Origin of the sequence: Bradyrhizobium sp. AZCC 1610 (assembly GCF_036924515.1) — a bacterium.
In the GTDB taxonomy this organism is placed as follows: domain Bacteria; phylum Pseudomonadota; class Alphaproteobacteria; order Rhizobiales; family Xanthobacteraceae; genus Bradyrhizobium.
Genome location: NZ_JAZHRR010000001.1, coordinates 2098456 through 2118204, shown reverse-complemented (window position 1 = coordinate 2118204; position 19749 = coordinate 2098456). Strand labels below are relative to the sequence as shown.

Genomic DNA, 19749 nt, shown 5'->3' with positions numbered 1-19749 from the left:
GGCTTCCTCCTGGGGCTAGTTTTATGGCATTTGGTATGCCAGAGATCAGATTGTCAAGACAAACTATCGCGCAGAAACATCGAAAACACGGGCATCTTGACATCCTGGTATTTGGTATGCCAAAAATATTCGGGTGTTTCTTCTGCTAAGAAGACGTCTCCAAAAACAGGGAGGAGACGAGTCGTGCCCGCACGTAAACAAACCAAGGCGCCGCCTGTCATGGCTGAGGCTGATATTACAATCGTCCGGATTGCGCCCGAGACGAGCTTCAAGAACAAGGCCTACGAGGCCTTGAAGGAAGCCATTCTCAAGATGGACATCTATGCGACGCCCGAGCAGGTGATGCTCGACGAGCGCGCGCTGTCCGAACGCCTCGGCGTCAGCCGCACCCCTATTCGCGAAGCCATAGCGATGCTGGAACAGGATGGCTTCGTCAAAACCGTGCCGCGTCGCGGCATCATTGTGGTCCGCCGCACCAAGACCGAGATCGTCGACATGATCCGCGCCTGGGCCGCGCTCGAGAGCATGGCCGCACGCCTGATCACGACCACCGCACGCAAGAAGGACATCACGGCACTGCGCGATTTCTTCAAGGATTTTAGCAAGGACCGGCTGCCGCAGGATCATGTCGAGGAATACTCCAAGGCCAATATAGCGTTCCATCAGGCGCTGATCTCGCTGTCGGAGTCGCCGGTGCTGGTCGACATGACCAACGATATCCTGCTGCACGTGCGCGGCTACCGGCAACTGACCATCGGGCGGAAAGATCGCACCGCGACCTCGCTGCCCGAGCATCTGGGCATCATCGAAGCGCTGGAAGCACGCGACACCGAACTCGCCGAGAAACGCGCACGCGACCACACGCTGGGCCTTGCCGCCTACGTCGAGGCTCACGGGCAGGAACTGTTTAGCTAGACGTAACTTCGCAGCAGAAGACGACGAAAAATCGTCCGAAACAAACGATCAGGGAGATGAAGCCCATGCTGAATACCGCGACCAAGTCCGAAGCACCGGGCATCGAGCAAGAGCTGACGGATGGCTTTCATCTCGTCATCGATGCGCTCAAGCTCAACGGCATCAACACCATCTATGGTGTGCCGGGCATCCCGATCACGGATCTTGGACGCATGATGCAGGCCGAGGGCATTCGCGTGCTCTCGTTCCGCCACGAGCAGAATGCCGGCTACGCCGCCTCCATTGCCGGCTTTTTGACCAAGAAGCCCGGCGTCTGTCTCACCGTGTCCGCGCCGGGCTTCCTCAATGGCCTCACGGCGCTGGCCCACGCCACCACCAACTGCTTCCCGATGATCCTGATTTCGGGCTCCTCCGAACGCGAGATCGTCGACCTGCAGCAGGGCGACTATGAAGAAATGGACCAGCTTGCGATCGCCAAGCCGCTCTGCAAGGCGGCCTTCCGCGTCCTGCACGCCGCCGACATCGGCATTGGCCTGGCGCGCGCGATCCGTGCCGCCGTCTCTGGCCGCCCGGGCGGCGTTTATCTCGACCTGCCCGCAAAACTTTTCGGCCAGGTGATGGACGCGGCTGCCGGCGCGAAGTCGCTGGTGAAGGTGATCGACGCAGCGCCCGCCCAGATCCCTGCCCCGTCAGCCGTCAAGCGCGCGCTCGACGTGCTCAAGGGTGCCAAGCGCCCCCTCATCATCCTCGGCAAGGGCGCAGCCTATGCACAGGCCGACGACGAGATCCGCGCCTTCGTCGAAAAGACTGGCGTACCGTTCCTCCAGATGAGCATGGCCAAGGGCCTGTTGCCCGACACGCATGCGCAGTCGGCCGGTGCGGCGCGCTCGACGGTGCTGAAGGACGCCGACGTCGTGATGCTGATCGGCGCCCGCCTCAACTGGCTGCTGTCGCACGGCAAGGGCAAGACCTGGGGCGATGCGCCGAAGAAATTCATCCAGATCGATATCGAGCCGAAGGAAATGGATTCCAACGTCGAGATCGTGGCCCCGGTGGTCGGCGATGTCGGCTCCTGCGTCTCCGCGCTGCTCGAGGGCATGGGCGGCAGCTGGCCGGCAGCACCCGCCGACTGGGTCAACACCGTCAACAAGAAGCGTGACGACAACGTCGCCAAGATGGCGCCGAAGCTGATGAGCAACGCCTCGCCGATGGATTATCACGGCGCGCTCGGCGCACTGCGCACCATCATCAAGGAGCGGCCCGACGCCATCCTGGTCAACGAAGGCGCCAATACGCTCGACCTCGCCCGCGGCGTCATCGACATGTACAAGCCGCGCAAGCGGCTCGACGTCGGCACCTGGGGCGTGATGGGCATCGGCATGGGCTATTCGATCGCAGCCGCCGTCGAGACCGGCAAGCCGGTGCTCGCGATCGAGGGCGACTCGGCCTTCGGTTTCTCCGGCATGGAGATCGAGACCATCTGCCGCTACCAGCTTCCGGTCTGCATCGTCATCTTCAACAATGACGGCATCTATCGCGGCACCGACGTCAATTCGGGCGGTTCGGATCCGGCGACGACGGTGTTCGTCAAGGGCTCGCGCTACGACAAGATGATGGAAGCGTTCGGCGGCGTCGGCATCAACGCCACCTCGCCCGACGAGCTCAAGCGCGCCGTCAACGCAGCGATGGATTCCGGTAAGCCGACGCTCATCAACGCCGTGATCGATCCGGCGGCCGGTTCCGAGAGCGGCCGCATCGGCAACCTCAATCCGCAAAGCGTTCTGAAAAAGAAATAGCCGACTTCAACCCGTTTCATCCTGCACGCGCAGGGCAGACAGACACAGTACGGAGCAAAGACGATGACAAAGGCGCTCAAGGGCGTTCGCATTCTTGATTTCACCCACGTTCAGTCGGGCCCGACCTGCACGCAATTGCTGGCCTGGTTCGGCGCAGACGTGATCAAGGTCGAGCGCCCCGGCGTCGGCGACATCACGCGTGGCCAGTTGCAGGACATTCCCAATGTGGACAGCCTGTATTTCACCATGCTCAACCACAACAAGCGCTCGATCACGCTCGACACCAAGAACCCGAAGGGCAAGGAAGTCCTGACCGCGCTGATCAAGACCTGTGACGTGCTGGTGGAGAACTTCGGCCCCGGCGTGCTCGACCGCATGGGCTTCCCCTGGGAGAAGATCCACAGCCTCAACCCGAAGATGATCGTGGCCTCGATCAAGGGATTTGGTCCCGGACCTTACGAAGACTGCAAGGTGTATGAGAACGTAGCGCAGTGCACTGGCGGCGCGGCCTCGACCACCGGCTTTCGCGACGGGCTGCCGCTCGTCACCGGCGCGCAGATCGGCGACAGCGGCACCGGCCTGCATCTGGCGCTCGGCATCGTCACCGCGCTCTATCAGCGCACCATGACCGGTCAGGGCCAGAAGGTCACCGCCGCGATGCAGGACGGTGTGCTCAATCTCGCCCGCGTCAAGCTGCGCGATCAGCAGCGCCTCGCCCATGGTCCGCTGAAGGAATACAGCCAGTACGGCGAAGGCATTCCGTTCGGCGAAGCCGTGCCGCGCGCCGGCAATGATTCCGGCGGCGGCCAGCCCGGCCGCATCGTCAAGTGCAAGGGCTGGGAGACCGATCCCAACGCCTACCTCTACTTCATCACCCAAGCGCCGGTGTGGGAGAAGATCTGCGACGTGATCGGCGAACCCGGCTGGAAGACCCATCCGGATTACGCCAAGCCGCCGGCCCGGTTGTCGCGGCTCAACGAAATCTTCGCGCGCATTGAGCAGTGGACGATGACCAAGACAAAGTTCGAGGCGATGGAGATCCTCAACAAGGACGACATCCCCTGCGGCCCGATCCTGTCCATGAAGGAGATCATCGAGGACCAGTCGCTGCGCGCGACCGGCACGGTGGTCGAGGTCGATCACCCGACCCGCGGCAAGTACATCTCGGTCGGCAATCCGATCAAGCTGTCGGACAGCCCGAGCGAGGTGACAAGGTCGCCGCTGCTCGGCGAGCATACCGATGAGATCCTGCGTCAGGTTCTCGGCTTCTCAGACCACCAGGTAGCTGAGATCCACGATTCCGGCGCGCTCGAGCCGCCGCGCAAGCAGGCGGCGGAGTAAGCCGCGTTGTAATCTGGAATACAAGGCCGCCGGGTTCCGGCGGCCTTTTTATTTGGAATGCCAGCGGTGAGTTTGCTGCATTGCAAACGTTCGATTGCTGCTATGCAAACAAACCCATTGTTGATTGGTATCTGGTATACAAAAATCCCCTTGATCAAAAGGCGGAACTGCTCCGCCACTTCAGAAAAAGGGGACATCCATGTCCAAGACTGCATCCCTCGGCCTCCTTCCCTCCAGCACCCTGTTCGGCCGCCTGATGGCCTTGATCGACCGCCTTCTGACCGCGAGCAGCCGTATCGCCGTCCGCAACGGCGACCTCCCCTATTTTGGTCTCTGACGCTTTATTTCGCAGCATCTGGCGCGCGGATCCGCGCACGCTGCGGAGCGACCTTCCACCAATGTTTCGGTCAATGGCCCCGGTTTCCGGGGCCATTTTCATTTGCCGCAAACCGATTGCTGAGAAACTGCCCATCTGCGACAAATTGGCCAGTGCGGCAATCGGAAGCAAAAACCATTTGCACTGTGGCATATCATATACAAGAATACTTAAAAGCTCACGCCCAAGAAGCATGAGCGCACATTGGGGGGATAGGCCGTGCAGTCCGCAAGGGACAGCGAAACGCGATGTGGCGGAGGACGGGCAGTGCATGCATGCTTCCCTTTTCTTGCGCATCGCAATTTGCCATTGGCCGAAAGGAGCGGATGCCGCTCCAACGGGACCCTCGTACAATTCAAGCTTGGAACTGACTGCGATGGGCAAACCATTGCAGCAGGACGATCATGAGTGCATGAAGCGATCATGAGTGCATGAATACCCGACAAGGTTGATCGGGATGAAATTAAAAGTCGGCAAAGACCGGCGTAACCATAGTTCGACGGGAGTGAAACCAAATGAAGCGTTCTGCATATCTTGCGTTCGGGACGATTGCTGCATTGTGCGCCAGCGGAATCGCAGCTCCTGCGACTGCCGCATGGGAACCGGTGCGCCCCGTTGAATTCATCATTCCCGCCGGTACCGGCGGCGGCGCCGATCAGATGGCGCGCACCATCCAGGGCATTGTCACCAAGCACAATCTGATGAAGCAGCCGCTGGTCGTCATCAACAAGTCGGGCGGCGCCGGCGGCGAAGGCTTCCTCGACGTCAAGGGATCGGGCGGCAATCCGCACAAGATCATCATCACGCTCTCCAACCTCTTCACGACTCCGCTCGCCACTGGAATTCCGTTCAGTTGGAAGGATCTCACGCCGGTCGCCATGCTGGCGCTCGACGAATTCGTGCTCTGGGTCAACGCCGACAAGCCGTACAAGACGGTGAAGGATTACGTCGATGCGGTGAAGGCCGCTCCCGCCGGCAGCATCAAGATGGGCGGCACCGGTTCGAAACAGGAAGACCAGATCATTACGGTTGCCGTCGAAAAGGCCACCGGCGCCCGCTTCACCTACATCCCGTACAAGGGCGGCGGAGAAGTCGCCGTTCAGCTCGTCGGCAATCACGTCGATTCGACCGTCAACAATCCGATCGAGGCGGTCGCGCAATGGCGTGGCGGCAAGCTGCGCCCGCTCTGCGTGTTCGACGCACAGCGCATGGCCTATGACGAGCCGATCGCCGACGGCAAGGCCTGGAAGGACATTCCGACCTGCAAGTCGGAAGGTCTCGACATGGAATACCTGATGCTGCGCGGCATCTTCATGTCGCCCAGGGCCACCAAGGATCAGGTCGAATACTATGTCGAGCTGTTCAAGAAGGTTCGCGCCACTCCGGAGTGGCAGGAATTCATGAAAAGCGGTGCGTTCAACACGACCTTCCTGACCGGCGCCGACTACGCCAAATGGGTCGAGGTCGAGGACAAGCGTCACCAGGTCTTGATGAAAGACGCCGGTTTCCTCGCGCCGGGAAACTGACCGAAAAGCACTGATCGACTGAACTGGAATAGCAACGCAGACGGCGGGCTCTGGTACCGCAGGCTCGATTCCGCACGGAGTTTCGATGACAACAGGAAGTTCGAGCAATACCGGCCCGACCCACAAACTCGTGGAAGCAGGCGTCACGCTAGCGATCGCTCTGTTTGGAGTGATCGTGATCTTGGGCAGCGTCAAGGCGGGAATCAACTGGGGTCCCGAAGGACCCCGCGCCGGGTTCTTTCCGTTCTATATCGGAATCTTCATCCTCGTTTCGAGCGGAATCAATCTGTGGCACGGGCTGCGCGAAGACAATGACGGCCTGTTCGCGGAATGGGGACAGCTTCGTCAGGTTCTGAGCGTCGTTATTCCCACGGCCATCTATGTCGGCTCCATGCCGTTCATCGGGCTGTACGTCGCCTCGATCGTCTTCATCGCATGGTTCATGCGATGGCTGGGTAAATACAACTGGATCGTCGTCCTGGCGGTCGCGTTCGGTATGCCCATCGCCACCTACTTCATTTTCGAGCGCTGGTTCATGGTCCCGCTTCCAAAGGGACCAGTCGAAGAGTGGCTCGATCTGTAACAACGACGCACAGTCAGGATTGGATTATCGGGATGGAAGAACTCGTCAATCTGTTTCACGGCTTTGCGGTCGCGCTGCAGCCGTACAACATCATGCTGATGGTTCTCGGCATCGTGCTCGGTGTCATCATCGGCGTGCTTCCGGGACTGGGCGGCGCCAATGGCGTTGCCATCCTGCTGCCGCTGACATTCAGCATGTCGCCGACGTCGGCCATCATCATGTTGTCGTGCATCTATTGGGGTGCGCTGTTCGGCGGCGCGATCACCTCAATTCTCTTCAACATACCCGGAGAACCGTGGTCGGTAGCCACGACGTTCGACGGCTATCCGATGGCACAGCAGGGCAAGGCCGGCGAGGCACTGACCGCCGCCTTCACCTCATCCTTCGTCGGCGCGCTGTTCGCCGTGATCATGATCACGCTGGTCGCTCCCCTGGTCGCCAGCTTTGCGCTGCAATTTGGCCCAGCGGAAAAATTCGCGGTGTATTTCCTCGCATTCTGCAGCTTCGTGGGCCTAAGCAAGGAGCCGCCGTTCAAGACCATCGCGGCGATGATGATCGGCTTTGCGCTCGCCGCTGTAGGGCTTGATTCCATCACCGGGCAGTTGCGGCTGACGTTCGGCGTCACCCATCTGCTCAACGGCTTCGACTTCCTCATTGCCGTGATCGGGCTGTTCGGCATTGGTGAAATCCTTCTGACCATGGAGGAAGGGCTCGCCTTCCGCGGCGGCAAGGCCAAGATCAACTTGCGGGTCGTGCTGCAGACCTGGAAGGAATTGCCAAAATACTGGATGACCTCGTTGCGCTCCTGCTTCATCGGCTGCTGGATGGGCATCACGCCGGCGGGCGCTACTCCGGCCTCGTTCATGAGTTACGGCATCGCCAAGCGCGTGGCGAAGAACGGCAAGAACTTCGGCAAAGGCGAGATCGAAGGTGTGGTCGCGCCGGAAACCGCGGCCCACGCCGCGGGCACCGCGGCCTTGCTTCCGATGCTCTCGCTCGGCGTGCCCGGCTCGCCGACGGCTGCGGTGTTGCTGGGCGGCCTGTTGATCTGGGGTCTGCAACCCGGACCCATGCTGTTCGTCGAACAGAAGGAATTCGTCTGGGGCCTGATCGCCTCGATGTATCTCGGCAACCTCGTCGGCCTGATTGTCGTGCTGACTTGCGTGCCGATTTTCGCGGCGATCCTGCGCGTGCCCTTCAGCATCATTGCACCGCTGATCCTGGTGCTCTGCGCGATCGGCGCCTATTCGGTCCACAGCTCTACGTTTGACGTCATGCTGATGCTGGTGTTCGGCGTGGTCGGCTATCTGCTCAAGAAGTGCAATTATCCCCTCGCCCCGCTGGTGCTGGCCATCGTGCTCGGCGACAAGGCGGAAGAGGCCTTCCGGCAGTCGCTTCTGGGATCCCAGGGTTCGTTTGGCATATTCCTTTCCAACCCGCTCGTCAGCACGATCATGATCCTGGGCTTGATCGCACTGTTCTGGTCGGTCATCCAGGAAGGCTATACCCGCTTGCGGAGTATGGTCGCCGGGCCGGGCGGCAGTGTCGCTTAACCGCGGCGAAACAACGATTTAGTTAGGCTTCCGGGAGAAAAGGCCGCGCAAACTGCGCGGCCTTTTTGTGCTCACAGCACTTCTGCGGAAATCGAAATTTTCACAGCCTGTGTAAAATTTTCTCTTGTCTACTGGCATAACATATACCAGACTTTCATGGAGCTGTCGGGTACCGATAGAACAGCCCCTTGGAGGAAAAATGACGGACACAGTGCAAGGAGCGGCCCCCGTCGCGGCGGCCCGAGTCAGCGATGCCTATCGCTGGACCCAATTGGCCATCGGCGTCGCCGCGATGGTGATGATCGCCAATTATCAATATGGTTGGACTTTCTTCGTCCCCGACATCCAGAAGAAATTCGGATGGGATCGCGCGTCGATCCAGTGGGCATTTACGCTTTTCGTGCTGTTCGAGACCTGGCTGGTGCCGGTCGAGGGATGGTTCGTCGATAAATACGGCCCGCGCATCGTCGTGCTCGTCGGCGGCATCCTCTGCGCCATCGGATGGGCGATCAACGCCCAGGCGACCACCCTCAACGGCTTCTATCTCGGCATGATCATCGCCGGCATTGGCGCCGGTGGCGTGTACGGCACCTGCGTCGGCAACGCGCTGAAATGGTTTCCCGACAAGCGCGGCCTCGCCGCCGGCATCACCGCCGCCGGATTCGGCGCGGGCTCGGCGCTGACGGTCGCGCCGATCCAGGCGATGATCAAGGACTCCGGCTTCCAGACCACCTTCCTCTATTTCGGTCTCGGACAGGGCATCATCATCGTGATCCTCGCCTTCTTCCTGTTCTCGCCGAAAACCGGACAAGTGCCCGCGGTGACGCAGAACGCCAACATCATCCAGACCCGCCGCAATTATCAGCCGACCGAGGTGATCCGCCAGCCGATCTTCTGGCTGATGTATTTCATGTTCGTGATCGTCGGCGCCGGCGGATTGATGGTCACCGCCAACCTCAAGCCGATCGCCGTCGACTGGAAGGTCGACAGCGTGCCGGTCACGCTGATGGCGGTGACGATGACGGCAGTGACGTTCGCCGCCACCATCGATCGCGTCCTCAACGGCCTGACCCGCCCCTTCTTCGGCTGGATCTCGGACATGATCGGCCGCGAGAACACCATGTTCATCGCGTTCGGCATGGAAGGCATCGGCATCTGGGGCCTCTACATGCTGGGCCACGATCCGGTGTGGTTTGTGCTGCTGTCGGGCTTCGTGTTCTTTGCCTGGGGCGAGATCTACTCCCTCTTCCCCTCGACCTGCACCGATACCTTCGGTTCGAAGTTCGCGACCACCAATGCCGGCCTGCTCTATACGGCAAAGGGTACGGCGGCGCTGCTGGTGCCGGTGGCGAACTACATGCAGCAGTCTTCGGGCAATTGGGACAACGTGTTCATCATCGCGGCCGGTGCGAATATCCTGGCCTCGCTGCTGGCGATCACGGTGCTCAAGCCGTGGCGCAAAACGGTGGTCGCCAAATCGCAGATGGCGGCCTGATCCGAACCGGATTGGTTGTTCGAAACAAGCGCGCTCATCCTCCGGGATGGGCGCGTTTTCTTTTGCCTGGACGGCCTCTGGTATACCTGAGCGTTTTCCGAACCGCTGCAGGGGCGGCTCACCCTCCTGCAGCTGAGATGCTGCACCTCAAGAACGTCAGTAATACTGCCTATTTATCTCCATCCCGGCGAAAGATTTCCACCGCCAGGCGTGTTGACAATTGGCATTATGTATACCAGACTTGAGGTAATGCTTCACCCAAGGAGGTCGCCATGCAAGTCGGAGATATTCTGCGCAAGAAAGTCGCCCGTGTCGCAACGGTTCGCATGAACGAGACCGTCGCCATTGCAGCGCAACTGATGCGCTCCAGCAATATCAGCGCGCTGGTCGTCAAGGATGTGGTCCGCACCGAGGGCAACACGGCGGTCGGCATGTTCACCGAACGTGACGTGGTGCGCGCCATCGCCGAGCACGGCGCGGCCGGGGTGAATATGCGCGTTTCGCAATTTATTTCAGTGCAACAGCTCGTCTCCTGCACATCGACGGATACGCTCGAGCATGTCCGTCACCTCATGAGCAAGCACCACATCCGCCACGTGCCTGTGATCGACAATTACAGCCTGATCGGCGTCATCAGCATTCGCGATATCTTCAACGCGTTCGACGACGAAGCAACGCCCTTCAAGCTGGCCGCGTCGGCTTGACAGGGAACCTCAGCAGCTCCAACGCGCCGGCCTGACATGAACTCAGCACCGGCGCAACGCTGACGCTCGATCATCAACCACCGAAAGATCCCATGAAAATCTGTATCTACGGCGCCGGCGCGATCGGCGGCTATATCGGTGTGCAACTCGCGCGCGCGGGCGTCGATGTCGGCCTGGTGGCGCGCGGCGCGCATCTCGCGGCCATGCGCGCCAATGGGCTCAAGCTCCTGATCGGTGACGAAGAGCGCGTGGTGCATCCGCGCTGCACCGACAACCCGGCCGAACTCGGGGTGCAGGATTTCGTCATCATCTGCCTGAAGGCGCACTCGATCACCGGCGTGCTGGAGCAGATGCAGCCGCTGCTCGGGCCGCAGACTCGCGTCGTCACCGCCGTCAACGGCATCCCCTACTGGTACTTCTACAAGCATGGCGGCGCCCTTGAGGGCTCGACGCTGGAGAGCATCGATCCCGGCGGACGGCAGTGGCGCGAACTGACGCCGCAGCGCGCGATCGGCTGCATCGTCTACCCCGCCACCGAGATCGAGGCGCCCGGCGTGATTCGTCACGTCTATGGCGACCGCTTCCCGCTCGGCGAGCCCTCCGGCGAGATCACCGAGGACGTCCAGCGGCTTTCGGAAGTGTTCACCAAGGCCGGCATGCAGGCCCCCGTTCTCGACCGCATTCGCGACGAGATCTGGCTCAAGCTGTGGGGCAATGTCTGCCTCAACCCGGTCAGCGCGCTCACGCATGCCACCCTCGACGTGATCTGCTCCGATCCCCCCACCCGCGCGCTGTCGAAGGCGATCATGCTGGAGGCGCAGGCGATCGCCGAATCCTTCGGCGTCAAATTCCGCGTCGATGTCGAGCGGCGCATCGAGGGCGCGCGCAAGGTCGGCGCGCACAAGACCTCGATGCTGCAGGATCTCGAGCGCAGCCGTCCGATGGAAATCGATCCGCTGGTGACCGTGGTTCAGGAAATGGGACGGCTGACCAGGATACCGACGCCGTCGCTGGATGCGGTGCTGGCGCTGGTCGCGCAGCGCGCCAAGATCGCCGGCCTCTACGACGGAACCGTGCTTCCGGCGCCGGAAGCAAAAATTCCGGCGGTGGCGTGATGCTGCAGCGTAACGTGACCAACTGGGTTCGCTTCCGTTACCGGGGTAAGACCGGCTTCGGCGTGCTCACGCCATCAGGTATATCAGTGCATGACGGCAGCATGTTCGGTAGCTCGAAGCCGAGCGGACAAATCCTGGCGCTCGGCGACGTCGAGGTGCTGGCGCCGACCGAGCCGACCAAGATCGTCGCGCTCTGGAACAATTTTCATGCGCTCGCCGCCAAGCTGCAACAGCCGGAGCCGGCCGAGCCCTTGTATCTCCTGAAGGCCACCACCAGCGTCACCGGGCCGGGCGCGGTAATCGAACGTCCCGTCTCCTATGACGGCAAGACCACCTATGAGGGCGAACTCGGCATCGTCATCGGAAAGCCCTGCACCAACGTTTCCGCAGACGAAGCCGACGACTTCATCTTCGGCTACACCTGCGTCAACGACGTCACCGCCAACGACATCCTCAACCGCGACGCCACTTTCGCCCAGTGGGCGCGCGCCAAGGGTTTTGACGGCTACGGGCCGTTCGGCCCCGTCATCACCGCAGGGATCGATCCGGCAAGCCTCGTGGTGCGCACGATCCTCAACGGCGCCGAACGCCAGAACTATCCCATATCAGACATGATCTTCAGCGCCCAAGAGCTCGTCAGCAAGATCTCGCACGACATGACGCTGCTGCCCGGCGATCTGATCGCCTGCGGCACATCGGTCGGCATCGGCGTCATGAAGGAGCCGGTCAACACGGTGACGGTCGCAATCGACGGCATCGGCGAGCTGACCAACGAGTTCAGGCAGTAGGCGCCAGCGCCTGAAACGCATGGCGTGAACTCATTAATTCGGATCGGGCGGCCGATGTCCGCTTTGGCGCGCATTGCGGACTCTAGTCGGACACCGCCCCACTTCCGAATAGTGCCAAGAGCGGCGCTAGTTGTCCCATGACCCGCGCTAAGAGCTTGGACAACAGACTGGGCAATTCGTTCAGGTCAGCTGACGCTTCGCGACCTTACCCAAGGCTTCGGCAAGTTGACCTAGCCCCACGTCGATGCGGGTGACGTCGACAGCCGCAAAGCCAAGAACGAGCCCGTTCGGGGCGGATCGCTTGACAATGTAGCTTGAAAGCGCCCGCACCTCGACGCTGCGCTGCGCAGCAGCATTGACAGCAGCCCGATCATCGATCTCCGAGGGCAACCACGCAACAATCTCCAATCCTGCGGATTCGGGTGCGAGCTTAAGGATTCCGGAAAGCCGGCGGACGCCTTCTCGCAGCGCCATCAGGCGAGAGCCATAAAGCTCGCGCATGGACCGGAGGTGCCTTGCAAAATGGCCTTCAACGACAAAATCACACAGCACGGCTTGTCCGAAAGTCGGGGGAAAACGGTCCACAATCGATCGGGCAGCCGCGAAGCCGTCGACGAGCGCCGGTGGGACCACCAAGTAAGCCAAGCGCAATGCGGGAAAGAGCATCTTACTGAAAGATCCCGAGTAGAGAACGACCCCATACCTGTCCAAGCTTTTGAGTGCAGCGAATGGGCTGCCGTCGTAACGGAATTCGCTGTCGTAATCGTCCTCGAAAATCCAGGATCCTTGTCGATGCGCCCATTCCAGCAGAGTCAACCGGCGTTCCAGAGAGAGGCGACTGCCGAGAGGTACTTGATGCGCCGGCGTGACATATGCCATCCGCGCAGCTGAACACAAGCGCTGGCCGGCTGCGACATCTATCCCACGAGAATCAACTGGAACTGGAACGGGCTTCAACTCCGCCGCTTCGAGGACGAGGCGCGCCCCGGGAAATCCGGGATCCTCGATCCACACCGGGTCATTGGTGTTGAGCAATAAGCGTGATGCCAAGTCGAGCGCCTGCTGAACGCTTGAAACGATAACGACCTGATCGGCATCGCAGACGACACCGCGTGCCGAACCGAGATAGGCGGCCACCGCTTCTCGGAGCGGCCGATAACCGAGAGGATCTCCAACCCCGAGCAGCTCCTTGCGGGCGAGGCGTTGCCGGCGAGCTGCAATCCGCGACCAGAGGGCGAGCGGGAACGCTTCTAGATCGGGTTGATAAGCACGGAAAGCAACACCGACTCTTGCAATCGGTTTCAGCGGAAAGCACGTGGTAGTCATCGTTTGACCGCGCGCAGAGAAGCCGAGTTTCGGCTTTCCGCTTTCTGCGATCACCGGCTTGTGCGCTTCGAAGCTCCGTTGATCGGGCACTCTCGCCGAGACAAAGGTGCCAGCGCCGACCTTGCTTGAGATGAAGCCTTCGGCCTGTAGCTGCCTGAACGCCCTAACCACCGTTCCGCGCGCGATACCGTATTGGCGCGCAAGGTCGCGCGAGGACGGTAACGGCGTGCCGGCAGTCAACCTTCCATCCAGCATGGCCGCACCGAGTTGTTCGGTAAGCCAACGAAATGTGGCTTGGCCGTGTGGGCACGCCCCGAGTGCGACATCTTGTGAGCGCGACCGCTTCGACATGATGCCTCCAGGTCAAAATGGACCATGAAAAAACTCAAAAATGGTCCACCGACGAAATCCACTTGTGCGCATTTCGTATTCAAGAAGGCAGCCCTCGACCGAGTTCCCTTGCACCGGCGAGAATCGAGGAGGTCCGATGGTTCTCAGCGCCCACGATCATGTCATTGCGCCGCTTCAGGGGCGGTGGTGCCCATACGTGTGCACCATACCTGCTGTCGCCGCACTCTCTTACCCGGTGGCGCTGTTGGCGTTGAATCGGAGCTTCGGTCTCGTTGGCAGTGCTCACGAACCGGGCGAATGGCTGTTGGGTGCGGTCACTGTCGGCGGTTCCCTGATCCTCTGCTATGGCGTTCCCGTTGTTGGGTTCGTCATCGCCTATCAGCTCGGTTGGAGTGCCGATCGATCGCTGTCGCGTGTCGGACGCATCACGGCTCACCTGGCCGTCGCCAGTCCGCCACTGTTCACGCTCATCGGTGTTGCCTTTTACATCGCCGGCGTCACCAACGGTGATTATGTCTTGTGGGCGATAATATGGATCGCTGCGGCAATTCTGATCTTCACCCGCAGCCAGGCGAACGAAGCAGCAGAGCGCGAATCTCACCGTGTGCTATCGCCGGCGCTTCGGACGGCTCATGGAATATCCGCCGTTATCATTCTGGCGATCTTCCTGGCACCACACATCGCCAACCATCTAACGGCGATATGGGACGTCGATGTGCACAAGATGGTGTTGCAGACATTGCGGCATGTCTACCGCACGGACACTGTCCAGCCATTGCTCGTCACCCTGTTCATCTTTCAGATCGCGAGCGGACTTGCCCTGTGGGGGGTGCGCATGCGTGTCAAGGCGGATCTGTTCGCAACTCTGCAAACGACAGCCGGCATATATCTGGCTCTGTACATCGTGTCACATATAATTGCCGTCTTCGTCTTGGGACGCATGGTGATGAAGGTCGACACCGATTTTCTCTTTGCGTCCGGCGCGCCGACCGGTCTGCTGCACGATGCCTGGAATGTGAGGCTCATCCCGCACTACTCGCTGGCGGTTTGGGCGCTGTTCATTCATCTGGCCTGCGGCTTAAGAGGTGCGCTCCTGTCCCATGGCGTTTCGATCACAACGGCCAGCACGGTTGCCTGGCCAATCATCGGGGTCGGCGCCGCCGTTGCCGCGACGATAATCTTGTCGATGTGCGGGCTGCACGTTAGTCTATGGATAACACCGTGAGATCTCAGAGGTGTCATTGTCTTGCCCGAGGCCCCGCTCCCGCCAGTCAGGTCGGGGGTGAAGTCCGCAATGGGGTCATTTTCAGACTTCGGCGCGGTCAGGAGCGATTTCCGCTTTACCCCGGATTGTGTTGAAAAACTCGAAAATCGCGGGACTCCTAAAATCTCGCAAATGTAGCGCATTGGCGATTTCAGTCACTGCTAGGTTCTGTAGAATCGATACGAGGGCCAGCGATCATTTTTGCGATAATTGATGTGGTCCCTCACCCCGCAGCGAGAGAGACGCACCAGCGGTCCTGAGAATTTTCAGTCATCAACGAAAAAGGACTTTTTCAACACAATCCCCCGATGAACAGACATCGCCGATCGCGAGTGCCAAGTCCGAAACGTGTCAGTCACGGAAGTGACGTGACGGTACGAACCTGGTTCGCCTCTCGTCCAGTAGCGATGGTTTCGCAGATCGGCGGCTTCAGGCCAAGTCCGGACGAACAGATAGCCACGAACGCGCCGCAGCTGAGCCCTACGGGTGTCACCAATCGACAACCTGGTGGGCTATCTCGGGGTTGATGGCATGGCCGAGGAATGGTGGTCGACGATCAGCCAACGCTCGCCGTTCTTGACGTAGGTGAAGCTGTAGCGCGCGGGCAAGCTCTTCGTCTCGCCATCCTTGACGTAGGAGAACGTATAGTAGCCGGTATTGACCGCCGCATTCCCGTACACGCGGATCAGCTGATCGCCGAAGGCGACCTTGAGGCCGGGCAGAACCTTGAAGGCGGTCACGAAATAGTCTCGCAGCGCCGCCCGGTCGGAGCGCACGGTCGGCGACAGCGTGCCCCAGAGCACGGCATCATCCGAATAGAACGGTAACACCTTTTCGGGATCGCTTTCGCCAATAGCCTGCCCCCATGCCGAGGTCGCCGCCGCCACCTCCGCGTTCGCTTTCGGCTCGACCAAAGCGCTGGAGCCAAACGATAACAACACCATGCACAGGGCAAGTGCTGCGCTCGCTACTTTTGGAGAAGACCGCATGACATCCTCCCTTGGAATACCGGACAGAAAAGTGTCCGCGTGAGACGGCCTCTTGCAATGCGGGCGGCTACTGTTTGCGCGGATCGTCAGCCGGATTGATGTAATCGATGCCACCTGGGCCGGTAAATTGAACTTGAAGTATCCCTTCCTCGCTTCCGGTCCAAGCGTAATGCGGGTGTTTTGCGGGATACACCCATAACGAGCCTGGCTTTAGGAGATCACCCTTCTTTTCGAATTTTTCACCATGGCTAGTGCCGACGTCACCACTTATGACTGTGACAACTTCGGAATAGGGATGAGTATGCGGAGGCATTTGGAAGTTAGGTGGAAACTTGATGCGTAAGACGATGACCTCGCCCGCTTTCGTGGGATCACCGACCAAGGTGGCAATCTGAACGCCCTTCGGAAAGGCCGGATTATCCTTCCATGTGAGCGTATCGGGCATCACCCGGACCTCAGTATTTTGCGCCATTGCCGGAATCGAGAGTGCAATCAAACAGGTCGCCGTTAGCAGCAATTTGTTCATGCGAGCTCCTCCCAAGCTGTGCAGCAAGAGACGCAAATCGCCATGCGCGGTCAGTGTGGAAACTAGATTGAAGCTGCGCGCCACAACGTTGCGTGCGTCAACGCGTGTCAAACTACATCATCAGCGACGGGCGAACCATAAGTCAGAGATGTTGACTTGATAGGTTGCCAAAAGGTCCGTGTCCGCTTTGGTCGATTATGCCCGTGAAAACGGGAGGACGCGAGTTCCGCTGCGTCGACTGCGATCTAACAGACCCCTTAAATTGCCGGAGGTCACAAAGCTTCTCACGGGTGAATATTAAAGCCTCCGGGCTAAATTGCCTCGGTTGGCCTTGGCGATGGTCGTCGGGATACACCCAAAGTGTCCGGCGCGGCGCCCGAATTGTCTCGCTATCTGGGTCCAACAAGCGCAGCTTGGTTCGGAAGCCTCGCCTGGAGGTCAGTCATGAGCGGCAACATTTTCAATAGCAATGGCATCCACGTCGGGGTGGCGGACGGTACGGCCATCTTCGACCTTAAGGGCCAAAAACTTTACAATCTAAAAGGCATCAATATCTATCGGCTTTCCGGCGAACTCGTCGGTCATCTAAACGGGGCGCAAGGCTCCGATAAGCGGCTCGATCGTTCCACAGACAAGCTATTCCCCGCCAGAGGCGGTTCTTAGGACCCTGCCGAGCCGGAGACGGCGGACGACAAAGCCACGACATGCCTGCCTGCCCTGCCTTTGCGAGCTGGCAGATGAGGTTGAGTGGCGGGCCCGGGTTGATGCCGAAACTTGACGACAGGCTGGCATTCATCCGACAGGCATAGGCCTTTGGAGGTCATCATGAATGACGCATTCTCGCTCTCAATTTCGGTAGGTATCATCGCCTTTGGAATTTGGATTGCCGCCGGCACGATCGGCGCTGGCTCGCATTTGGCTTGGATACTCGTGGGACTACTTCCCGTCATTGTGGGCACGATCAGCCTTCATCTGGCAATTCGCGATGTCAAAGTTGCGCAGCGGAATTGAGATTCTGAAATATCGTCAGTTAACGCGACGAGCGCCGGACGATGAAGATCTCGCACAACATGACGCTCCTGCCCGGCGATCTAATCGCCTGCGGCACATCGGTCGGCATCGGCGTCATGAAGGAGCCGGTCAACACGGTGACGGTCGCGATCGACGGCATTGGCGAATTGACCAACGAGTTCAGGCAGTAGGCGGCGGCGCCTCAACCTGTGGCGTAACCCATTCATCCGGATTGATCGGCCGATGTGCGCCTTGGGCGCGCATGACGGACTGACGTCGGACGCTGCCCCCACTTCCCAAAAGCCCCCAAAACCGGCAGTTAGGCGCTCCCGGGGCTCGATCCCGTTACGCTTTCAATCTATGATTGCCGCGTCTGTGACTGCTGACGCACCGTAACGGGCGTCGATGGGAGGATGTCGAATGCGTCTCCGAATGGTGGCCATTGCCGCACTGGTTGCGGGGTTTCAGTGCCTTGCTGGATACAATGCGGCAATTGGCGCGACCGATGGTCAGGATCTGCAGGAAGTCTGGCCGACGAAATCGTGGCCTGTTTCGACCCCTGAAGAGCAAGGCATGGACTCGGCCAGCCTTGCCCGGCTGATAGAGACCGTGGGCACCTACAAGCAAGACAGCCTCATGATCATCCGGCATGGAAGGATCGTGGCTGAAGCCTACTACGCTCCCTACGTCCCCGGCATCAGCCACGATCTGAGATCGGTCACCAAGAGCGTGGTTGGCACGCTGACCGCGATCCAGTTGCAAAAGGGCGGCCTTGATAGCGTCGACCATCCGGTCATCGATCTGTTTTCCGACAAGGAAATTCAGAATGTCGATGACCGAAAAACGGCGATGACGGTTCAGAGCCTTCTCGACATGACCTCGGGCATCGAGTGGGTGGAGCGGTTTTACACCCCCGACGAGACGCTCATGCGGATGTTCAAAAGTCCTGATCGTACCGCCTTCGTGCTCAACCAGCCGATGGCAGGCGCGCCCGGCGCCAAGTTCAATTACAATGGCGGCAACCCCTATCTGCTGTCCGCGCTGATCAACAGGAAGTCCGGGCAGAACGCATTCGATTTCGCGAAGAAGGAGCTGTTCGAACCGCTTGGCATCAAGAGCGCCAAATGGGGAGCCGTCGATGCGCAGGGCGTCACGATTGGAGAGGCCGGACTTTTCCTTTCACCGCATGACATGGCGAGAATTGGTTATCTCTACCTTCGCAACGGAATGTGGGAGAGAAAGCAGATCATTCCCTCCTCATGGGTCGAACGATCGAAGGAGGGCAAGATTGCCGCCACCAATGGATTTCATTATGCAAATCTATGGTGGTCGCTTCCCGACAAGGGAGCCTATATGGCGCGCGGCCGTCATTCACAACTGATCCTGATCATTCCGAAACAGGATATCGTCGCCGTCATGACCGGCGTCTTGCGGGACAACGAGTTTTATTCGATCTCCGGGCTGATCGACGACATTTCCAAAGCGGTCAAATCGGACAAGCCTTTGCCCGCCGACCCCATTGCGAGCACGTTGCTGACCAACGCGACGCGCCAGGCTGCGACAGAAAAGCCGACCGCTGTCGCCGGCGCGCCGGAACTGGCCAAGACGGTTTCGGGAAAGGCCTATCAATTCACCGACAACGAGCTTCGCGTGAAGAGTTTCACGTTGAATTTTCTCGATTCGGATTCGTCGTGGGTGATCACCACCTATACCGGCAAGGCGGAGCGGCCCACCGACCGATTTACCGGACTGGTCGGGCTTGACGGGTTCTATCGCAAGAGCCCTCCGGCGCTTTACGGGATAAACGCCGCCAAGGGACGCTGGATCAACGAACGCACCTTTGCGATGGAGCGGCGGATCCTGGGACGCGGAGAAATCCAGACGTGGACGTTGAGCTTCGACGGCGACAAGGTGACGGTGAACTTTGAAAATACGGACGGTTTCAAAGCGGAACTGCACGGCGAGATGAGCGAATGAAATGCAGTGAGGCCGCCAGTGGCGGGCGCGAATACGCCGATGTTCCGCTTTGGCGCGCATTCCGGACTCAGGTCGGAAACCGCCCCGCTTCCGAAAAGTGCCAAATAGCGGGC

Annotated in this window: 18 protein-coding genes and 1 pseudogene; 16 read left to right on the top strand and 3 right to left on the bottom strand. The window is 59.9% G+C overall.

Features of this window, described 5'->3' with window-relative positions; genetic code table 11:
- The first annotated feature begins 219 nt into the window (after positions 1-219).
- The 11 genes from V1279_RS10035 to V1279_RS09985 all read left to right on the top strand — a co-directional run bounded on the left by V1279_RS10035 (position 220) and on the right by V1279_RS09985 (position 12192).
- Positions 220-915 (top strand): GntR family transcriptional regulator, encoded by a 696-nt coding sequence (locus tag V1279_RS10035; protein WP_442894884.1) that lies wholly within the window; start codon positions 220-222, stop codon positions 913-915.
- A gap of 65 nt (positions 916-980) precedes the next feature.
- Positions 981-2711 (top strand): oxalyl-CoA decarboxylase, encoded by a 1731-nt coding sequence (gene oxc, locus V1279_RS10030; protein WP_334434859.1) that lies wholly within the window; start codon positions 981-983, stop codon positions 2709-2711.
- 63 nt (positions 2712-2774) lie between these two features.
- The gene (frc, locus tag V1279_RS10025) at positions 2775-4052 is read left to right on the top strand and encodes a formyl-CoA transferase (protein ID WP_334434857.1); all 1278 of its coding nucleotides are present in this window, start codon (positions 2775-2777) and stop codon (positions 4050-4052) included.
- Between the two features lie 199 nt (positions 4053-4251).
- Complete coding sequence (locus V1279_RS10020; protein WP_334434855.1) at positions 4252-4389, top strand: hypothetical protein; 138 nt, start codon at positions 4252-4254, stop codon at positions 4387-4389.
- A 554-nt stretch (positions 4390-4943) separates the two neighbouring features.
- Positions 4944-5954: a Bug family tripartite tricarboxylate transporter substrate binding protein gene (locus V1279_RS10015; protein ID WP_334434853.1), complete on the top strand. Its 1011-nt coding sequence runs from the start codon at positions 4944-4946 to the stop codon at positions 5952-5954.
- An 85-nt stretch (positions 5955-6039) separates the two neighbouring features.
- The gene (locus V1279_RS10010) at positions 6040-6537 is read left to right on the top strand and encodes a tripartite tricarboxylate transporter TctB family protein (RefSeq protein WP_334434850.1); all 498 of its coding nucleotides are present in this window, start codon (positions 6040-6042) and stop codon (positions 6535-6537) included.
- A gap of 32 nt (positions 6538-6569) precedes the next feature.
- Complete coding sequence (locus V1279_RS10005; RefSeq protein ID WP_334434847.1) at positions 6570-8090, top strand: tripartite tricarboxylate transporter permease; 1521 nt, start codon at positions 6570-6572, stop codon at positions 8088-8090.
- A gap of 199 nt (positions 8091-8289) precedes the next feature.
- Positions 8290-9585: an oxalate/formate MFS antiporter gene (gene oxlT, locus V1279_RS10000; RefSeq protein ID WP_334434845.1), complete on the top strand. Its 1296-nt coding sequence runs from the start codon at positions 8290-8292 to the stop codon at positions 9583-9585.
- Positions 9586-9857: 272 nt separating this feature from the next.
- Positions 9858-10289, top strand: coding sequence for a CBS domain-containing protein (locus tag V1279_RS09995; protein ID WP_334434842.1), 432 nt, complete (start codon positions 9858-9860; stop codon positions 10287-10289).
- Between the two features lie 92 nt (positions 10290-10381).
- Complete coding sequence (locus V1279_RS09990) at positions 10382-11404, top strand: 2-dehydropantoate 2-reductase (RefSeq protein ID WP_334434839.1); 1023 nt, start codon at positions 10382-10384, stop codon at positions 11402-11404.
- Complete coding sequence (locus V1279_RS09985) at positions 11404-12192, top strand: fumarylacetoacetate hydrolase family protein (protein WP_334434837.1); 789 nt, start codon at positions 11404-11406, stop codon at positions 12190-12192. The genes V1279_RS09990 and V1279_RS09985 overlap by 1 nt, the downstream gene beginning before the upstream one ends.
- Positions 12193-12372: 180 nt before the next feature.
- Here the strand turns inward: V1279_RS09985 and pdxR are convergent, their stop codons facing one another.
- Positions 12373-13869, bottom strand: coding sequence for a MocR-like pyridoxine biosynthesis transcription factor PdxR (gene pdxR / locus V1279_RS09980; protein WP_334434834.1), 1497 nt, complete (start codon positions 13867-13869; stop codon positions 12373-12375).
- Positions 13870-14005: 136 nt separating this feature from the next.
- Between pdxR and V1279_RS09975 the strand changes: the two genes are divergently transcribed.
- A complete protein-coding gene (locus V1279_RS09975) occupies positions 14006-15094 on the top strand; it encodes a hypothetical protein (protein ID WP_334434832.1) in 1089 nt (362 codons plus the stop codon).
- Positions 15095-15645: 551 nt separating this feature from the next.
- On the opposite strand, the gene V1279_RS09970 is transcribed toward V1279_RS09975, so the two are convergent.
- Both V1279_RS09970 and V1279_RS09965 read right to left on the bottom strand, forming a co-directional pair.
- Entirely contained in the window at positions 15646-16122 is a 477-nt protein-coding gene (locus V1279_RS09970) for an SgcJ/EcaC family oxidoreductase (RefSeq protein WP_334434830.1), read from the bottom strand.
- 67 nt (positions 16123-16189) lie between these two features.
- A complete protein-coding gene (locus tag V1279_RS09965) occupies positions 16190-16648 on the bottom strand; it encodes a cupin domain-containing protein (RefSeq protein WP_334434828.1) in 459 nt (152 codons plus the stop codon).
- A 444-nt stretch (positions 16649-17092) separates the two neighbouring features.
- Between V1279_RS09965 and V1279_RS09960 the strand changes: the two genes are divergently transcribed.
- From V1279_RS09960 to V1279_RS09945, 4 genes and pseudogenes are all read left to right on the top strand, one after another.
- On the top strand, positions 17093-17311 hold the full coding sequence (locus V1279_RS09960) for a hypothetical protein (RefSeq protein ID WP_334434825.1): 219 nt from the start codon (positions 17093-17095) through the stop codon (positions 17309-17311).
- Positions 17312-17473: 162 nt separating this feature from the next.
- Entirely contained in the window at positions 17474-17659 is a 186-nt protein-coding gene (locus tag V1279_RS09955; RefSeq protein WP_334434822.1) for a hypothetical protein, read from the top strand.
- A 44-nt stretch (positions 17660-17703) separates the two neighbouring features.
- Positions 17704-17850 (top strand): annotated as a pseudogene (locus V1279_RS09950) (fumarylacetoacetate hydrolase family protein); the annotation flags it as partial.
- A 229-nt stretch (positions 17851-18079) separates the two neighbouring features.
- On the top strand, positions 18080-19636 hold the full coding sequence (locus V1279_RS09945) for a serine hydrolase domain-containing protein (protein WP_334434820.1): 1557 nt from the start codon (positions 18080-18082) through the stop codon (positions 19634-19636).
- Positions 19637-19749: the final 113 nt, after the last annotated feature.